The organism is Azotobacter bryophylli (assembly GCF_042643485.1).
In the GTDB taxonomy this organism is placed as follows: domain Bacteria; phylum Pseudomonadota; class Gammaproteobacteria; order Pseudomonadales; family Pseudomonadaceae; genus Azotobacter; species Azotobacter bryophylli.
In genome coordinates this window covers 494,552-511,205 of sequence record NZ_JBHRSJ010000034.1, presented here as the reverse complement: position 1 = coordinate 511,205, position 16,654 = coordinate 494,552, and the positions used below count along the sequence as shown (strand labels likewise).

Genomic DNA, 16,654 nt, shown 5'->3' with positions numbered 1-16,654 from the left:
CCGACGAATTGCGCCACGCCAGTGCATCCACACATTAACCGGCCCGGGAGTTTCTGTCTTGTTCGGAGTTAGCATGTCGCTGTCCATCGGGCTGATCGCTGCAGTCGCCCTGACCTATATGGCCATTCTCTTCGCCGTCGCCTTCTACGGGGACCGGCGGGCACCGCTGCCGCCGCGCGTGCGTGCCTGGGTCTACAGCCTGTCGCTGGCAGTGTACTGCACCAGCTGGACCTTCTTCGGTGCGGTCGGCCAGGCCGCCGAACAGGTCTGGGCCTTCCTGCCGATCTACCTCGGTCCGATGCTCCTGCTGCTGTTCGCCCCCTGGATGCTGCAGAAGATCATCATGATCAGCAAACAGGAGAACATCACCTCCATCGCCGACTTCATCGCCGCGCGCTATGGCAAGTCCCAGGCGCTGGCGGTAGTGGTGACGCTGATCTGCCTGGTGGGCGTCCTTCCTTATATAGCCCTGCAGCTAAAAGGGATCGTCCTCGGCGTCGACCTGCTGATCGGCGCCGGCGTGGACAGCGGCGGCACACGCGGCCAGGACACAGCGCTGATCGTGTCCGTGATACTGGCGCTGTTCACCATCCTGTTCGGTACCCGCAGCCTGGACGCCACCGAGCACCACCGCGGCATGATGCTGGCGATCGCCTTCGAGTCCCTGGTCAAGCTACTCGCCTTCCTCTCGGTGGGCGCCTTCGTCTGCTACGGCCTGTACGACGGTCTCGGCGATCTCCTCGACAAGGCGGCGGTCGCCCCGCAGCTCGAGCACTTCTGGGCGCAGTCGGTGAACTGGCCGTCGCTGCTGGTGCAGACCGGCGTGGCAATGATGGCGATCATCTGCCTGCCGCGGCAGTTCCACGTCACCGTGGTGGAGAACACCGACCCGCAGGACATGCGTCTGGCGCGATGGGTGTTTCCGCTGTACCTGGTGCTCGCCGCACTGTTCGTGGTGCCGATCGCCCTGGCCGGGCAGCTCAGGCTGCCGTCCGGCATGATTCCCGATTCCTTCGTGATCAACCTGCCGCTGGCGGAAAAGCATCCGGCACTGGCCCTGCTCGCCTTCATCGGCGGCGCTTCGGCGGCCACCGGTATGGTGATCGTCGCCAGCGTGGCGCTGTCGACCATGCTCTCCAACGACATCCTGCTGCCTTGGCTGCTGCGCCGCAAGAACGCCGAACGGCCCTTCGAGGACTTCCGTCACTGGATGCTTTCGGTGCGGCGGGTCAGCATCGTCGCCATTCTCCTGCTGGCCTATGTCATCTATCGACTGCTCGGTCCGACCACCAGCCTGGCCACCATCGGCCAGATCGCCTTCGCCGCGATCACCCAGCTGACGCCCGCCATGCTCGGAGCGCTGTACTGGAAGCAGGCCAACCGCCGCGGCGTGTTCGCCGGCCTTGCCACTGGGGCGCTGCTGTGGAGCTATACCCTGATGGTGCCGCTGATCTCCCGCCGGCTCGGCTGGCCGCTCGAGCAGTTCCCCGGCCTCGACTGGCTGGCGAACAAGCCCCTGGGGCTGCCGATCGATCCGCTCACCCTCGGCGTGGTCATCTCCCTGGCCGGCAACTGGGCGGTCTTCGCCAGCGTCTCCATGCTCTCGCGGACCCGCGTTTCCGAACACTGGCAGGCCAGCCGCTTCATCGGCCAGGAGGCCACCCTTCGCCCGAGCGGCCGCTCCCTGCTGGCCGTCCAGGTGAACGACCTGCTGATGCTCGCCGCCCGCTTCGTCGGTGAGGACCACGCGCACAGGAGCTTCCAGCGCTTCGCCCTGCGCAACGGCATGACCTTCAACCCCAATCAGGCCGCCACAAGCGAGTGGATCGACCACACTGAGCGGCTGCTCGCCGGCGTACTCGGCGCCTCCTCGACGCGGGCGGTGGTCAAGGCGGCCATCGAGGGGCGGGAAATGCAGGTCGAGGACGTCGTGCGGATCGTCGACGAAGCCTCGGAGGTGCTGGAATTCAACCGTGCCCTGCTGCAGGGGGCGATCGAGAACATCAGCCAGGGCATCAGCGTGGTGGACGGCTCACTGCGGCTGGTGGCCTGGAACCGCCGCTACCTGGAGCTGTTCGACTATCCAGAGGGCCTGATCTACGTCGGCCGGCCCATCGCCGACCTGATCCGCTTCAATGCCCAGCGCGGCCTGCTCGGCCCCGGCGACGTGGAGGAGCACGTCAGCAAGCGCCTGTACTGGATGCGCCTGGGCACCCCACACACCTTCGAGCGGCTGTTCCCCAATGGCCGGGTGATCGAGCTGATCGGCAACCCCATGCCCGGCGGCGGCTTCGTCACCAGCTTCACCGACATCACTGAGTTCCGCGAGGCCGAACGCGCCCTCAAGGCCGCCAACGAGGGCCTCGAGCAGCGGGTCGCCGAGCGGACCCGGGAGCTCTCGCAACTGAACCAGGCGCTGAGCGAGGCCAAGAGCAACGCCGAGGCGGCGAACAAGTCGAAGACCCGCTTCCTCGCCGCGGTCAGTCACGACCTGATGCAGCCCCTGAACGCCGCCCGGCTGTTCACCGCGGCCCTGGCCCACCAGGATCCGCCGCTGCCGGAGGAGGCGCAGAAGCTGGTACAGCATCTGGACAGTTCGCTGCGCTCCAGCGAGGACCTGATCACCGACCTGCTGGACATCTCGCGCCTGGAAAGCGGGCGCATAGCCCCGGAGCCCAGCAACTTCCCCGTCAGCGCCCTCTACGACACCCTGGGTGCCGAGTTCAAGGCGCTGGCGCGGGAGCAAGGCATCGATTTCCGCCTGCGCAGCAGCCAGCTGCGCATCAACAGCGATATGAAACTGCTGCGTCGGGTTCTGCAGAACTTCCTCACCAACGCTTTCCGCTACGCCAAGGGCCACGTGCTGCTCGGCGTGCGCCGTCAGGGCGACCAGCTGCGCCTGGAAGTATGGGATCGCGGACCGGGCATCCCGGAGGACAAGCGGCAGGAGATATTCAAGGAATTCAAGCGCCTGGACAGCCACAACACCAACGCCGAGAAAGGCCTCGGCCTCGGCCTGGCCATCGCCGACGGACTCTGCCGGGTGCTCGGCCATCATCTGGAGGTGCGTTCCTGGCTGGGCAAGGGCAGCGTGTTCAGCGTCACCGTTCCTCTGGCCCGTACCACGACGGTGGCCAAGCCGAGCCGGGAAAGCGTTTCCATGCCCAGCGGCCACGCCCTGGAAGGCGCTCAGGTGCTCTGCGTGGACAACGAAGACAGCATCCTCACCGCCATGCACAGCCTGCTGTCGCGTTGGGGGTGCCAGGTCTGGACAGCGCGCAACCGCCAGGAGTGCGAGCAACTGCTGGAAGAAGAAGTGCATCCGCAGGTGGCCCTGGTGGACTACCACCTGGACCAGGGGGAAACCGGTACCGAACTGATGGCCTGGCTGCGCACCCGCCTCGGCCAGCCGCTGCCGGGGGTGGTGATCAGCGCCGACGCGCGTCCCGAGCTGGTGGCGGAAATCCATGCCACCGGCCTCGACTACCTGGGCAAGCCGGTCAAGCCGGCTGCACTGCGCGCCCTGCTCAGCCGGCATCTGGCCCTGCGCTGAGCAAAACGCCATCAGGCATGGGTAAACTGCGCACTCCTCCCTGAGCGAGTTCTGCGATGCCCAATCTCGAGGTCATGTTCAACCTGGCCACGTCCCTGGCCGTCGGCCTGCTGATCGGCGCCGAGCGCGGCTGGAGCGCCCGCGACACCGACGACACCCACCTGGTCGCGGGCATCCGCACCTTCGGCCTGAGCGGCCTGCTCGGAGGGATTGCGGCGCTGCTCGGTCAGCATCTGGGCCTGGCCGCCTGGATCGCCATCCTGCTGGCGCTCAGCCTGCTGGTCCTGGCCGGTTATATCGGCGACCTGCTCAAGAGCGAAGACCGCGGCATGACCAGCGAGATCGCCCTGCTGCTGACCTTCCTGCTCGGCAGCCTGGCGCTGACCGAAGGTCCCGAGCTGGCGGCCGCCGGGGCGGTGGTGATAGCCCTGCTGCTGAGTCTCAAGGGCGCTCTGCATGCCGCTCTACGCAAGCTGTCGGCGAAGGAGCTGTCCGGCGCCCTGAAGCTGCTGTTCATCTCCCTGGTGCTGCTGCCGGTGCTGCCGAACCGGGGCTACGGCCCGTGGAGCGCATTCAACCCCTACGAGACCTGGTGGATGGTGGTGCTGATCGCCGGCATCGGCTTCGCCGCCTATGTCGCGATCCGCCTGGTGGGCACCCGTGCCGGACTGCTGCTCACTGCCCTGCTCGGCGGCATGGTCTCCTCCACCGCCATGACCCTGACCCTCTCCCGCATGCACGATGGCGAACGGCTGCAACGGCTGCTTGCCAGCGGCCTGCTGGCCACTTCCGCGCTGATGTTTCCGCGGATCCTGCTGGAGGTCGGGGTGATCAACCCCGGGCTGCTGGCCCGGCTGGCGATGCCCATGGCCGTGTCCACCCTGGTCTACGCCGGCGGCGCACTCCTGTATTACCGGCGCTCGGGTCTGGAGGTGGGTCAGAACGCCGAACCGCCGCTGAAAAACCCCTTCGAGCTGGGCCCGGCGCTGCGCTTTGGCGCTCTGCTAGTGCTTATCTTGTTCCTGGTGAACGGGGCTCAGCGCTGGCTGGGCGACGCCGGCATCTATCTGGTGGCGCTGCTGGCCGGGCTCAGCGACGTGGACGCGATCACCCTGTCCCTCGCCCGCAACGCCCTGGAGGGATTGAATGGTCAGGTGGCGACCCAGGGGATCTTCCTCGCCGCGCTCAGCAACAGCCTGGTGAAGGGCGGGCTGATCGTCATGATCGGCGGACGCCGGCTGGCCTGGCTGACCCTTCCGTTCATATCCGCCGGCCTGGCCGGCGGACTGGTGGCGCTCTGGCTGCTTTAAGCGGGCCCAAGGCAGGGATGCGGTGCACAGGCCGGATCGGCAACGCTCAGGCGGGATCGACGAGGCCTTCCGGTAACGGCTCGACGGCGGCCCGCTCCAGCAGATCCGCCGGCAGGCTCTTGCTGGCCCTGGCACCGAGCAATTTTAGGTTCTCCACCCGGCCGACCAGGTTGCCGCGCCCCTCGGTCAGTTTGTTGCGGGCGCTGGCATAAGCCTTGTCCAGCTGCTGCAGGCGACTGCCCATCTCGTCCAGATCGGCGACAAAGGCCACGAACTTGTCGTACAGCGCCCCGGCGCGCTCGGCGATCTCGCGGGCGTTCTGACTCTGCCGCTCCTGACGCCAGAGGCTGTCGATCACCCGCAAGGTGGCCAACAGGGTGGTCGGGCTGACGATAACGATATGCCGCTCGTAGGCCTCCTGGAACAGACCGGGATCGGCCTGCAGGGCAGCGGCGAAAGCCGCCTCGATGGGGACGAAGAGCAGCACGAAATCCAGACTGTGCAGCCCTTCCAGACGCTGGTAGTCCTTCAGCGACAGACCTTTCAGATGATTGCGCAGGGATTGCACGTGCTGCTTCAACGCCGCACTGCGCTGTGCCTCGTCCTCGGCGGACACCAGCGTCTGGTAGGCAGTCAGGCTGACCTTGGCGTCCACCACTACCTGCTTGTCGCCGGGCAGCAGAATCAGCACGTCGGGCTGGAATCGCTCGCCCTCGGCGCTCTTCAGACTGACCTGGGTGTGGTACTCGCGGCCCTTTTCCAGCCCGGCATGCTCGAGAACCCGCTCCAGCACCAGTTCGCCCCAGTTGCCCTGGATCTTCTGTCCCCGCAGGGCCCGGGTCAGGTTGGTCGCCTCCTCGCCGAGGCGCTGGTTGAGGGCCTGCAGTCGCTCCAGCTCCTTGCCCAGGGAGAAGCGCTCGCGAGCCTCCTGCCGATAGCTGTCCTCGACCCGTTTCTCGAAGGCCTGGATACGCTCCTTCAGCGGATCGAGCAGCTGGCCGAGCCGCTGCTGGCTGGACTCGGCGAAGCGCTGCTCGCGCTCGTCGAAGATCCTCCCGGCGAGTTCGGCGAACTGGGCGCGAAGCTCGTCGCGGGCATTCTGCAGGTCGCTCAGGCGTTGCTGATGGGCCGCCTGCTGCTCATGCAGCTCGGCAGCCAGCGCGGCGCGCTCGCTGTCCAGCCGGCGCAGCTCCCCCTCGCGTTGCTGGCGTTCGCGGCTCCAGGCCTGCGCGGCTTCGCGGGCCGTGCTGCGCTCCAACTGCAAGAGTTCGTTCTCGCGGCGCAGAGCCGCCAGTTCGGCCTGCAGGCCGGCACGGACCTCGCCGAGAAAAGCGATCTCGTCGCGACAGGCATCGAGCTGGGCGGTCAAGCCTTCCTGGCCTTGCTGAGTTGTGCTCAGGCGCTCTTCGAACAGCAGCTGTTCGGCCTGCAGGGCGGCCTGACGCCTTTGCTGCTGCCAGACCAGTATCAGCAGCGGCACGGCCGCCACGACGATCCCGAGCAATAGATTAGGCAAATCGATGGACATGGGCGGCTCCCTGACAGGCGCCTGGCAGTATAACCAGCGGAGCCCCGGCGGGTCAGGATCGGGTGGAGAGGCGCCCCAGCAGCCGGCGCGCCTCGCTGGAGCCCTGGGCCGCGGCCTGCTCCAGCCAATGGCGCGCCAGCTCCTCCTCGCCGCGACCGGACTCGACGCAGATGCGGCCGAATTCCAGCTGGGCCAGGGGATCGCCGGCGCGCGCCGCCTGACGCAACAGATCCAGGCCGATCCGCCGGTCTCGCGAGTTGCCGCAATCGCGGCAGAGCAGCTGCCCCAGGCGACTCTGTGCCAGGACCACGCCCTGGCGGGCCGGCTGCTTGAGCAGATGTCCGGCGACCCGTTTGGCGCTCTGGGTCTGCCCAAGCAGCGGCCGATCGAGCAACCAGGATGCCACGCGAACCGGCAGGCGCACGCGAGTGCTGTCTGACAGGGAGGCTGAGGAGGATCCGGCGCGGAGCTTCATGGCGAAGGGTCGCTGATTGTGAAGCCGCGCACTTTACTCTTTTTTGGTTACCGGTAAAGCCTTGCCAAGGCATGGAACTTCTGCGCTAGGACGCCCGCTCGGAAAAATCCACAGAAGCTGTGGATAACATAGTGCAAAAGTTCTAGGGAACTTTTCCCATCATTGATGGCCCCTGGCCTGGATACAGACTGGCGTTTTTTTCACCAGCAATGCCTATCGATGCGAGCCACAGCCCGTTCAGGACACATGTCACCATCTCTCCCCTCGCGGCAGAATGCCGAGCAATGGCAGCCCGTCGCCTCGGCCGATAAGATGGGATAGATGGCGGCTCTGAGCCTTGTCACCACACGCTCAGTCAATCCTGCAGACGGGTAGATGAATGAAACTCGAAGCGAGCGATCTCGAAAAAATCACGGCGCTGACCCTTGAGCACTACAACGAGTCGGCCGACGACTTTCGCGAAGGCACCCGCCATCATGACGTAAGCCAGAACATCGCTGCCCTAGTACGCTACATCGAGGCACCGCCCCCCTTCTGCATCCTGGATTTCGGCTGCGGTCCCGGACGCGACCTGAAGGCCTTCCGCGCCCTCGGCCATCACCCCATCGGTCTGGACGGCTCGGCGAGACTCGTCGAAATGGCCCGGGTCGACTCCGGGTGCGAGGTCTGGCAACAGGACTTCCTGAAACTGGAGCTGCCACCGGCACGCTTCGACGGAATTTTCGCCAACGCCTCGCTGTTCCACGTTCCCGCCCAGGAACTCCCCCAGGTCCTCGGCAAGCTGTTCGACGCCCTCAAGCCCGGCGGCGTGCTGTTTAGCTCCAATCCCCGCGGGCACAACGAGGAAGGCTGGAACGGCCGCCGCTATGGCAGCTATCACGATCTCGAGACCTGGCGCCGCTACATGACCGCCGCCGGCTTCATCGAGCTGGAGCACTACTACCGCCCTGCCGGTCTGCCGCGGGAACAGCAGCCCTGGCTCGCCAGTGTCTGGCGCAAGCCGGCCGGAGCCGCGCCCGAGTGACAGGCCGACTGCAGAATCAGGGAATGGGACTCGGCTAGCTCGCCTTGGTATTGTCCCGGCGGTATCAGCGAATAGTCGACCACCGTCTCGGAAAGCTTGAGACCATGAGGGCACAAAGGAGATATCCCCCTATTTTATACGACTGCGCAGTCCTTCGATCTCGGCATCGCCCAGCTTTTCTGCAGATAAAATATGCAATACAGACCATTGTCATGCCGATACGCCTTGGTTTCACCAGCATGCAACCTCAGCACGGAGCCTACATACCGGCAGTCCGACACCTCTCCCCTTTCAGTAGAGCTTGAGTAGAGCTAGGACACCGGGAGATCGCCCCCCCCTGACTGGCCCATCCTTCGGCATCGCAACCAAGCTACCGCATTTCGATAATCGCACCAACGTAATAATTCTTTGGACTCGCCTTGCTCTGCGTCTGCAAAGCCGAGCGGGCGATTTGCGAAAACCATGTCGGATTACCATTCGAAGAAATTGGATAAAGAGCCGACAGATAAGGACGCGTACCGGAGGCTGCTCGGAAACCTGCAAAAAACGAAGGCTTGAATATCTACTTCTGGTTGTGAGTAACTCTCGGGCTCAATCATCTCTTGATTACCGCTCTTTTTAGTAATTATTATTCAAGAGTGGAGATAATGCGCAGGCTCCACACCCCATGAGGGTCTGGAATACAAAGCTGCTGATGGCGTGCTTCAAGGCGCAAGGGAGCGTGCCACTCGCTCAGCAGACTTCTTGTTGGCCCTCAGGTTTCGCTTTCAAGGCTGAAATCTAAGTACTTATCCGGAATCAAAGCTACCGGCCGAGACGAACACACTCGGAAATGCAGGCTATTCTATATATCTGAAAACGAATAACGCCCGCCTCGTTCCAGGCCAATTGCCGGCCGGAAGGGAAGCTCCCATAATCGCTTATAACCACGGATTAGAACGTTGAATTCACAAGAAATCACCGAAGCCGAAATGCGTGAGGCACTGGGTCTGGCCCCGGCCAAACCCACTCCGAAAAAGACCAAACATCCGTTCAGTTACATCTTGGTCGAATTGAGCGTACGCAAGGTGACGGGCGGCCCTCCCTTCCGTTATGAACATAAGTCACGCTCGCTCAGTACATTGGAAGCCAGGCTTGAAGCGGAAAAAGCTGTACGCAAGAAAGGTCTTGAGGTGTGGGCCGTTCTCGATGTTCGCCAAGTCAGCGAGTGAGCCTTCCCCTAACTGCCGATAGACCACTCAAGGCAAAAGCAGGCGCGGCAAGGAGCCAGGCCACCTTTTCTGAATGCCATATAGAGCAAAAGGACGCCCCCTTCCGGTTTTTGGCAATGGAAAAGCGTTATCAGGAAGCTACATTTCAAGTTTAGTACAGTAGCAGTAAGCCCTTCCCGGCCACACACGTAAGATATTTTAGAAGTAATATCATTTTGGCAAACTTACAGAACTTTTAATTCAAAAATTAAATAGCAAGAAGCCTTCAAACTTCGTACGACGAACATGATTTACCCGTCAATCGGTGATTAACAGGGTTGACTGAGCGGTAAATTATTCGACAGGATTCTCGCCTGATATCATCGAGAGCAGAGGCGCGGCAGAACGGCATCATCTAGCCAATAAGTGGACCAGCCAAGCCTGGTGCATACAGTAGTTCCCTACCAAGGCAGTGGTATGCTGGCTGCAGACATTGACCTGAACTTCCGCCATCAGAGTCTATAAATCAAACATCCTGAATCTTTCCTATAGCGAACCAATAGCATCGCTTTTTCTTATTTTGCAGTAGGAGATCAACCCGCATTATCGAAAGGAATCGATCACATGGTTTTCCGTACGGATATCAATGGATTAAGAGCTATCGCGGTTCTGCTTGTCGTCTTCTTTCACTTCGGCGCCCCCGGTGCAAACGGAGGATTCGTGGGTGTCGATGTGTTCTTCGTGATTTCCGGATTCCTGATGACAGGAATCATCTTCTCGAACGTTCGGAAGGGAAAATTCTCACTTTTTGGCTTTTATCTGGATCGCATACGGAGAATAGTGCCGGCGCTGACCTTTTTATGCCTATCCATGCTTATTATCGGCTGGTTCCTGCTCTTACCCTCCGAATATCAAAAGCTTGGTACTCATACCGTAAGCAGTCTGGCATTCATTTCCAATATTGTATTCTGGAAGGAGTCCGGCTACTTCGAGCAAGCCTCTCAGGATAAATGGCTGCTGCACACCTGGTCACTGTCCATCGAATGGCAATTTTACGTTTTCTATCCTTTATTCATCCTCTATCTGAAAAGAATCCTCCCAACAGAAAAAAGCCGCTGGATCATTCTGGCAGCGGCCCTCATATCGTTCATGCTCTCGGTCCTCGCATCCAGCCGCTGGCCCACTTCAGCCTTCTATCTGCTCCCCACACGTGCTTGGGAATTACTCACCGGAGCGCTTGTTTATCTACTCCCCATTCAGTCCAGCAACCGTACTGGCAGTATTCTGAAACTTTCCGGGCTTGCCCTGATCGCCTTCAGCGCCTTGTATTTTTCGGAAGAAACCACTTGGCCAGGCTTGTTTACGACCATACCGGTTCTCGGGGCGGCCCTGGTAATTGCTGCCCCGAGCAGCCAATCATGGCTATTGGGCAACAGGGTCTGTCAATTTATCGGTAACACGTCCTACTCGATTTATCTATGGCATTGGCCTCTCTTCGTCTGGATTTACTATTTTGGTTTGGCGGACGATACCGCATGGATTACAGCAGCCATCTCCACATCGATCCTGCTGGGTTATCTCTCCTATTCTTTTATCGAGCGTCCTGCCAGGCCATCGGCCAACACCCGCTCAGCCAGACGTCCGCCGCTCATGGCCTGCTCAGCATCCATCTTCGCCATGCTCCTGGGAGCCATCATCTTTTATTCACACGGATTTACTCATCGTATGAGCGAAGAGTTCAAGGCAGCAACAAAAGAGCTCGTCATGCCCTCGAAAAATAATGGCTGGTGCTTTTATGACGTAGAGAAAACCGCTGAACTACCGATCAATGGCGACGGGCTGAAATGCACTTTAGGGGATAGAAAATCCTCTTTCAAAGGAATCCTGTTCGGCGACTCGTTCGCTGGGCATTACGGTCCATTCTGGGATCAGATCGGCAAGAATACTGCATTCCAAGTAAATGCCGTTTCCACCAACTGGTGTTATCCGAGCATCACCCAGGAGTTCACAGGAACGATCGGCCGAGCCTATAGACAATGCCTGATAAACAGAAAATATCTCACGAAAAATATTGCGCAATTTGATTTCGCGATATTTGCGGGGTCGTGGGGGAATGTCTATCGGCAAAATAAGATGAAGGGAGTGTACGATGCGATTTCCCTAGCAGCCGAAAACACCAAGCTGGTCGTTATTATGCCCGCCCCGACTACTTTCGATGTCAATGTGAAAAATATGTACGAGCGAAGTCTGCTGTTTGGAATCGATTTTGATATCGACCAGTTCGGCCGCGAAAGGGATAGCGCCGCCAGAGAGGCCAATAAACGATTGGAGCAGTTTTCGAAACAGCACCCGAACGTACTATTCCTTCGCAGGGAGGCGTTGTTCAACATCAATGGAGTGCCCTCCGACGTGACCCGGGATAACATTCCGTACAACCTAGACGAACACGGACATATAAGCCTTTACGGGTCGAAAATGGCCGCTTATTCATTCATGAATTCAGACAGTTATCCTCTGCTCAAGGAGAGGCTTTTCAAGGCTCGAAAAGGTAGGCCTGCCAAGATTTCTTCGCAGCTTAATGGAGGCATATAGGAGATCTATAGTTACCGTGCAGTAACCGAGAGGAGAAACGCTCTCTTGAAGCAGGGAGTCCTAGGCGTTTGTAGCAGCTGGCCACCAAGCGATCTCGCGTTCCCGTTGTTCTGACCCGAATCCTGCAGAAGGCGGGAATGGCACTCTTGCCCCCACAGGCGGAAGCGGAAGCCCCAAAGCAAAAACCCCGAAGCCTGCGGCTTCGGGGTTTCATCGATATGGCGGGGAGATAGGGATTCGAACCCTAGGTACCCTTGCGGATACAACGGATTTCGAATCCGTCCCGTTCGACCACTCCGGCATCTCCCCACGGCGGCGCGCATGATACCAGCTCGGAGAGATTAGGCGAAGCCCTGTTTCGATTTTTTTATCAGTCGCTTAAGCCACCGCCAGACAGCATGCGAGGAAATGTCCCGCGATGCTGTGGCATGGTTATTACTGGGTCAAACAGGCCAGCGCCTCGCGGTATTTGTCGGCCGTCCTCTGGGCGACTTCGGCAGGCAAGGCCGGCGCCGGAGGCTGTTTATTCCAGCCGGTGGACTCCAGCCAGTCGCGCACGAACTGCTTGTCGAAGCTCGGCGGATTTTGCCCCTCCACATAGCTGTCCGCCGGCCAGAAACGACTGGAATCCGGGGTCAGCACCTCATCCATCAGTGTCAGCGTGCCGTTTTCGTCCAGGCCGAACTCGAACTTGGTATCCGCGATGATGATGCCCCGAGTCGCGGCGTATTCGACGGCAGCACTGTACAGAGCGATGGCCGTATCCCGAACCTTGGCGGCCAACTCCTTGCCGATGATCGACTCGCACTGCTCGAAGGTGATGTTCTCGTCGTGATCGCCCACCGCAGCCTTGGTCGAGGGCGTGAAGATCGGCTGGGGCAGCTTGGCTGCCTCCTTCAACCCGGCAGGCAACGGGATGCCGCAGACGGTCCCGCTCTTCTGGTACTCCTTCCAGCCGGAGCCGGCGATATAACCACGCACGATCGCCTCCACAGCCACCGGCTTGAGCCGCTTGGCTACCACCGCCCGCCCCTTGACTAGAGACAACTCGTCCGGGGCGATCACGTCCTCCACCTTGTCGCCGGTGAAGTGGTTCGGCACGATGCCGGCCAGCTTGTCGAACCAGAAATTCGAGATGGCGGTGAGGATCTTGCCCTTGTCCGGAATCGGCTCGTCGAGAATCACATCGAAGGCCGACAGCCGATCACTGGCCACCATCAACATGCGCTTGTCATCGATCTCGTACAGATCGCGGACCTTGCCCGAATAGATTTTCTTCAGGCTCAGGGTGGTGGGGTTGCTCATCAGGTTTTTCCGCCTCTATCAAACGAAACAGGCGAAACCTTGAGGTTTCGCCTTTCGATTCCAACTACCGTCGAAACAGCCCTGCGGGCTCTTCGGCGGCATCTACCGCCCCGAAACAATCGCCGCCGGAGCACTCATTCAGCCAATATGCCTCTGGATCAGGCTCAACACACGTCTCGCCACTTCTTCGGGAGCGAAGGTGTTGACATCTTTTTCCACAGTAACCTGAACGCCATCGGTGGCTCGGGAAACGCGCACCTGATAGCGCTCGGCGCGCGCCTCTATCTCGGCCTTGTCCGGCTTACGGCCGAACAGCCGACCGAAGAAGCCCGGTTCCTCGTCCTTCTTGGCCTCTTCAGCCAGGTTGATGTAGTAGACGCCGAGACTACGGTTCAGATCGTCGACACGAACGTTGGCCTTTTCCAAGGCTCGTCCGATCCCTGACCAGGCACGATCGAAGTCGGTATCGAGATTCAGAACCGGATTTCCATTGGCATCGGCAGAGAGGCTCACACGGCTCGGCGCATCGAAATCGCGCGCCGCAAGCAGGGAAACCGCACTCCCGTGCTCGGCAGTACGGGCCAGGCTGCCGCTCATCTCGTCGAGCAACGCCGCTTCCAGGCCGGCATGGCCGGAATGGGCCGGGAAATCGATATCGGCCCGGCTACCGGCCGGACGCTCGGCACTGACTATGAATATTTCGCTGGTGTTGCGCTGAACGCCTGGCTCGATCCGCACACGGATGCGCATCTCGGTGCCCTTGTCCTTCTCGGAAATGCGACTACGCAGGCGCCCGGCCAAGGGGGCGGACAGCTCGTCGAGCCTTTGCCAGTCCGTAAGAATCTCGCCGGTCTGCGGGCGCTCTTCGGCAATGCGGAAACCGCTGCTTTCGAGGAACTGCTTGGCCATCGTCCAGACACCGGCAGGCGAATGCTGGGCGACGATCCAGTTCGATTCGCCGCTTCTCTGCAGGCTGAACTCGCTGTCCGCGCCCTGGGAGCGCAGGGGTTGTGGGCGAGGCACCTCGTACTTGCCGCTCCTTTGCTGCATGTCGGCCACGTTGAGTGGCACTGGCAACAACGAGTCGAGACGGCGAGCCTGGACATCGCCAGGCAGCCTCATGGGCGCGACTTGCCGTGCTCCCAGATAATCGCTGCCGCGGTCACGAAAATAGCCCTTCTCCCCCCAGAGCCAGCCACAACCGCTGGTAGTGGCGATGATCACAGCCAATGAGGAGAAACCGGCCAGTCGCTTCATGCGTAACTTTTCCTAACGATGATCAAGCCAGCAGACCGCATTGGCGCAAGGCCTGACGCACAGGCTCCTGGCTGCCGGCGCTGAGCCAGGTCAGGGGCAGACGGATCCCCCCCGGAATCAGCCCCATCTCGTGCAGAGCCCATTTCACCGGAATCGGGTTGGACTCGACGAACAGAGCTTTGTGCAACGGCATCAGACGCTCGTTGATCGCACGCCCGAGGGCAGCCTCGCCACGCATGGCCGCGGCGCAGAGCTCGCTCATCGCCCGAGGAACGACGTTGGCCGTCACCGAGATGTTGCCCTTGCCACCCATCAGCATCAGCTCGACGGCGGTGGCGTCATCGCCGGAGTAGACGAGAAAATCCTTGCTCACGCGATCCAGCACTTCCTGGCCACGCTGGAGGTTTCCGGTGGCTTCCTTGATGCCGATGATGTTCGGCACCTTGGACAGACGCTCGACGGTTTCCGGCAGCATGTCGCAGTTGGTGCGTCCGGGAACGTTGTAGAGGATCTGCGGTATCGCCACGGACTCGGCAATGTGGCGGAAATGCTGGTACAGGCCTTCTTGGGTCGGCTTGTTGTAGTAGGGAGTCACCAGCAGGCAGGCATCCGCACCGACGCTCATGGCATGCTCGGTCAGCTCGATCGCCTCCCGGGTGCAGTTTGCACCGGTGCCGGCGATGACCGGAATCCGGCCGTTGACCTGGTCGACCACGCGGCGGATGACTTCTATGTGCTCATCCACATCCAGAGTCGCGGACTCACCCGTGGTGCCGACCGCGACGATGGCATTGGTACCCTCTTGCAGGTGGAAATCCACCAGCTTGCTCAGGCTGTCCCAATCCAGACCACCCTGTGCATCCATGGGCGTGACCAGCGCCACCATACTGCCCGCAATCATGCAACCACTCCTGCTGGAAAAAGAGAGCCGTAATGGTACTGTCGCCACCTGCCTTGCACAAGCTGGAACCAGGGGGCAAGCATTCCCCTCGACGATGCTTTTCGTTAACCTTCCGGCTTTGCGCGACGCCTCATGCGCCGACCACCCATCGCTTTAGGAATGCTGCATGTCCACCCCACCCGCTCGCGAACAGTTTCTCGTCATCAGCGCCCTCGGCAACAGCCCCATGGAGCTGACGAACGTACTGTGCCGCGCCAGCCAGGATAGTCGTTGTTCGGTCGTCAGCACGCGCCTGACCCGCCACGGCGATGTCTGCGCCCTCGTGCTGCAGGTGACCGGCAGTTGGGACGGGCTGGCCCGCATGGAAGCCAGCCTGCCGGCTCTGGCCAAGCGCCATGACTTCAGCTTCGACGTCACCCGCAGCCAGCCGCTCGAGCAGCGCCCCCAGGCCCTGCCCTACGTAGCCTATGTCAGCGCCGTTTATCGCCCGGACATCATCAGCGAGCTGTGCCAGTTCTTCATCGACCACCGGGTCGAATTGGAGAACCTCACCTGCGATACCTACCAGGCGCCGCAGACCGGTGGCACCATGCTCACCGCCACGCTGACCGTCACCCTGCCTGCGGGCACCCAGATCAGTTGGCTGCGCGACCAGTTCCTGGACTTCGCCGACGCCCTCAATCTCGATGCACTGATCGAGCCTTGGCGCCCGCAGAACCCATAAGGAAAGGAAACTTCGGCATGTCCGTATCACTGAACGAGCCCGTCCCAGACTTTCAGGCCCAGGCAACTAGCAGCCAGTTGGTTTCCCTCGCCGCCCTCAAGGGCCGGCAGGTCGTCCTCTATTTCTATCCGAAGGACAGCACCCCCGGCTGTACCACCGAAGGCCAGGGCTTTCGCGACCACCACGCAGACTTCCTGGCCGCCGACACCGCAGTCTTCGGCGTCTCCCGCGATGGACTGAAGTCACACGAGAATTTCAAGGCAAAGCAGGGATTTCCCTTCGAACTGATTTCGGACAAGGACGAACAGCTCTGCCAGCTTTTCGACGTGATCAAGCTGAAGAAGCTCTACGGGAAGGAATATATGGGCGTCGACCGCAGCACCTTCCTGATCGACAAGAAGGGCGTCCTGCGCCAGGAGTGGCGCGGAGTCAAGGTACCGGGACACGTCGAGGCGGTCCTAAAGGCCGCCCGAGAGCTGCAGCACACCTGATGCCGGACGGGCGGAGCAACTGCCCTGCCCACCCGCACCAACCATTCAGGCCTTGCGCAACCAATAGCGATAGGTGCCGGCCTCGGCTTCCTCGTGCAAAAGCTCGTGCCCGGCGAGGCGGGCAAAGCTGCGAAAATCGCGTTGCGAGCCGGGATCGGTCGCAATCACCTTGAGCACGGCTCCGCTTGCCAGGCGGTTCAACTCCAGCTTGGCCTTGAGCAGAGGCATGGGGCAACTCAGCCCGCTGGCATCCAGTTCGGCATCGCAGGCGATGGCCCCGCTTGCGGCGTCTGTCATGTTAATC

13 protein-coding genes and 1 tRNA gene are annotated in these 16,654 nt (G+C 61.1%); 7 read left to right on the top strand and 7 right to left on the bottom strand.

Features of this window, described 5'->3' with window-relative positions:
• The first annotated feature begins 73 nt into the window (after positions 1 to 73).
• Both ACFOJE_RS18445 and ACFOJE_RS18440 read left to right on the top strand, forming a co-directional pair.
• Positions 74 to 3,553 carry a hybrid sensor histidine kinase/response regulator gene (locus ACFOJE_RS18445; RefSeq protein WP_377816184.1) on the top strand — a complete coding sequence of 1,160 codons (3,480 nt, stop codon included), beginning with the start codon at positions 74 to 76 and terminating at the stop codon, positions 3,551 to 3,553.
• 56 nt (positions 3,554 to 3,609) lie between these two features.
• Positions 3,610 to 4,863 (top strand): MgtC/SapB family protein, encoded by a 1,254-nt coding sequence (locus tag ACFOJE_RS18440; RefSeq protein WP_377816182.1) that lies wholly within the window; start codon positions 3,610 to 3,612, stop codon positions 4,861 to 4,863.
• A 46-nt stretch (positions 4,864 to 4,909) separates the two neighbouring features.
• On the opposite strand, the gene rmuC is transcribed toward ACFOJE_RS18440, so the two are convergent.
• Positions 4,910 to 6,391, bottom strand: coding sequence for a DNA recombination protein RmuC (gene rmuC, locus ACFOJE_RS18435; protein WP_377816180.1), 1,482 nt, complete (start codon positions 6,389 to 6,391; stop codon positions 4,910 to 4,912).
• 52 nt (positions 6,392 to 6,443) lie between these two features.
• Entirely contained in the window at positions 6,444 to 6,866 is a 423-nt protein-coding gene (locus ACFOJE_RS18430) for a tetratricopeptide repeat protein (protein ID WP_377816179.1), read from the bottom strand.
• Positions 6,867 to 7,245: 379 nt separating this feature from the next.
• Between ACFOJE_RS18430 and ACFOJE_RS18425 the strand changes: the two genes are divergently transcribed.
• The 3 genes from ACFOJE_RS18425 to ACFOJE_RS18415 all read left to right on the top strand — a co-directional run bounded on the left by ACFOJE_RS18425 (position 7,246) and on the right by ACFOJE_RS18415 (position 11,672).
• The gene (locus tag ACFOJE_RS18425) at positions 7,246 to 7,890 is read left to right on the top strand and encodes a class I SAM-dependent DNA methyltransferase (protein WP_377816178.1); all 645 of its coding nucleotides are present in this window, start codon (positions 7,246 to 7,248) and stop codon (positions 7,888 to 7,890) included.
• A 971-nt stretch (positions 7,891 to 8,861) separates the two neighbouring features.
• Positions 8,862 to 9,101 (top strand): hypothetical protein, encoded by a 240-nt coding sequence (locus tag ACFOJE_RS18420; RefSeq protein WP_377816345.1) that lies wholly within the window; start codon positions 8,862 to 8,864, stop codon positions 9,099 to 9,101.
• A gap of 603 nt (positions 9,102 to 9,704) precedes the next feature.
• On the top strand, positions 9,705 to 11,672 hold the full coding sequence (locus ACFOJE_RS18415) for an acyltransferase family protein (protein WP_377816177.1): 1,968 nt from the start codon (positions 9,705 to 9,707) through the stop codon (positions 11,670 to 11,672).
• 219 nt (positions 11,673 to 11,891) lie between these two features.
• Here ACFOJE_RS18415 and ACFOJE_RS18410 read toward each other — a convergent pair.
• The 4 genes from ACFOJE_RS18410 to dapA form a co-directional block, all read right to left on the bottom strand.
• Positions 11,892 to 11,981, bottom strand: a tRNA-Ser gene (locus ACFOJE_RS18410).
• 126 nt (positions 11,982 to 12,107) lie between these two features.
• Complete coding sequence (locus ACFOJE_RS18405) at positions 12,108 to 12,977, bottom strand: phosphoribosylaminoimidazolesuccinocarboxamide synthase (RefSeq protein ID WP_377816176.1); 870 nt, start codon at positions 12,975 to 12,977, stop codon at positions 12,108 to 12,110.
• A gap of 138 nt (positions 12,978 to 13,115) precedes the next feature.
• On the bottom strand, positions 13,116 to 14,234 hold the full coding sequence (gene bamC / locus ACFOJE_RS18400) for an outer membrane protein assembly factor BamC (protein ID WP_377816175.1): 1,119 nt from the start codon (positions 14,232 to 14,234) through the stop codon (positions 13,116 to 13,118).
• Positions 14,235 to 14,256: 22 nt separating this feature from the next.
• Positions 14,257 to 15,135, bottom strand: coding sequence for a 4-hydroxy-tetrahydrodipicolinate synthase (gene dapA, locus ACFOJE_RS18395; protein ID WP_377816174.1), 879 nt, complete (start codon positions 15,133 to 15,135; stop codon positions 14,257 to 14,259).
• A 166-nt stretch (positions 15,136 to 15,301) separates the two neighbouring features.
• Here dapA and ACFOJE_RS18390 point away from each other — a divergent pair, with 166 nt between their 5' ends.
• Together ACFOJE_RS18390 and ACFOJE_RS18385 are read left to right on the top strand one after the other, a co-directional pair.
• Positions 15,302 to 15,859: a glycine cleavage system protein R gene (locus ACFOJE_RS18390; RefSeq protein WP_377816172.1), complete on the top strand. Its 558-nt coding sequence runs from the start codon at positions 15,302 to 15,304 to the stop codon at positions 15,857 to 15,859.
• Positions 15,860 to 15,876: 17 nt separating this feature from the next.
• Positions 15,877 to 16,350: a peroxiredoxin gene (locus ACFOJE_RS18385; RefSeq protein ID WP_377816170.1), complete on the top strand. Its 474-nt coding sequence runs from the start codon at positions 15,877 to 15,879 to the stop codon at positions 16,348 to 16,350.
• A gap of 45 nt (positions 16,351 to 16,395) precedes the next feature.
• On the opposite strand, the gene ACFOJE_RS18380 is transcribed toward ACFOJE_RS18385, so the two are convergent.
• Complete coding sequence (locus ACFOJE_RS18380) at positions 16,396 to 16,647, bottom strand: sulfurtransferase TusA family protein (protein WP_377816169.1); 252 nt, start codon at positions 16,645 to 16,647, stop codon at positions 16,396 to 16,398.
• Between the last annotated feature and the right edge of the window lie 7 nt (positions 16,648 to 16,654).

Coding starts and splice junctions, on each gene's coding strand:
- ACFOJE_RS18445 (WP_377816184.1), top strand. CDS start 74: ATGTCGCTGTCCATCGGGCTGATCGCTGCAGTCGCCCTGACCTATATG.
- ACFOJE_RS18440 (WP_377816182.1), top strand. CDS start 3,610: ATGCCCAATCTCGAGGTCATGTTCAACCTGGCCACGTCCCTGGCCGTC.
- rmuC (WP_377816180.1), bottom strand. CDS start 6,391: ATGTCCATCGATTTGCCTAATCTATTGCTCGGGATCGTCGTGGCGGCC.
- ACFOJE_RS18430 (WP_377816179.1), bottom strand. CDS start 6,866: ATGAAGCTCCGCGCCGGATCCTCCTCAGCCTCCCTGTCAGACAGCACT.
- ACFOJE_RS18425 (WP_377816178.1), top strand. CDS start 7,246: ATGAAACTCGAAGCGAGCGATCTCGAAAAAATCACGGCGCTGACCCTT.
- ACFOJE_RS18420 (WP_377816345.1), top strand. CDS start 8,862: ATGCGTGAGGCACTGGGTCTGGCCCCGGCCAAACCCACTCCGAAAAAG.
- ACFOJE_RS18415 (WP_377816177.1), top strand. CDS start 9,705: ATGGTTTTCCGTACGGATATCAATGGATTAAGAGCTATCGCGGTTCTG.
- ACFOJE_RS18405 (WP_377816176.1), bottom strand. CDS start 12,977: ATGAGCAACCCCACCACCCTGAGCCTGAAGAAAATCTATTCGGGCAAG.
- bamC (WP_377816175.1), bottom strand. CDS start 14,234: ATGAAGCGACTGGCCGGTTTCTCCTCATTGGCTGTGATCATCGCCACT.
- dapA (WP_377816174.1), bottom strand. CDS start 15,135: ATGATTGCGGGCAGTATGGTGGCGCTGGTCACGCCCATGGATGCACAG.
- ACFOJE_RS18390 (WP_377816172.1), top strand. CDS start 15,302: ATGTCCACCCCACCCGCTCGCGAACAGTTTCTCGTCATCAGCGCCCTC.
- ACFOJE_RS18385 (WP_377816170.1), top strand. CDS start 15,877: ATGTCCGTATCACTGAACGAGCCCGTCCCAGACTTTCAGGCCCAGGCA.
- ACFOJE_RS18380 (WP_377816169.1), bottom strand. CDS start 16,647: ATGACAGACGCCGCAAGCGGGGCCATCGCCTGCGATGCCGAACTGGAT.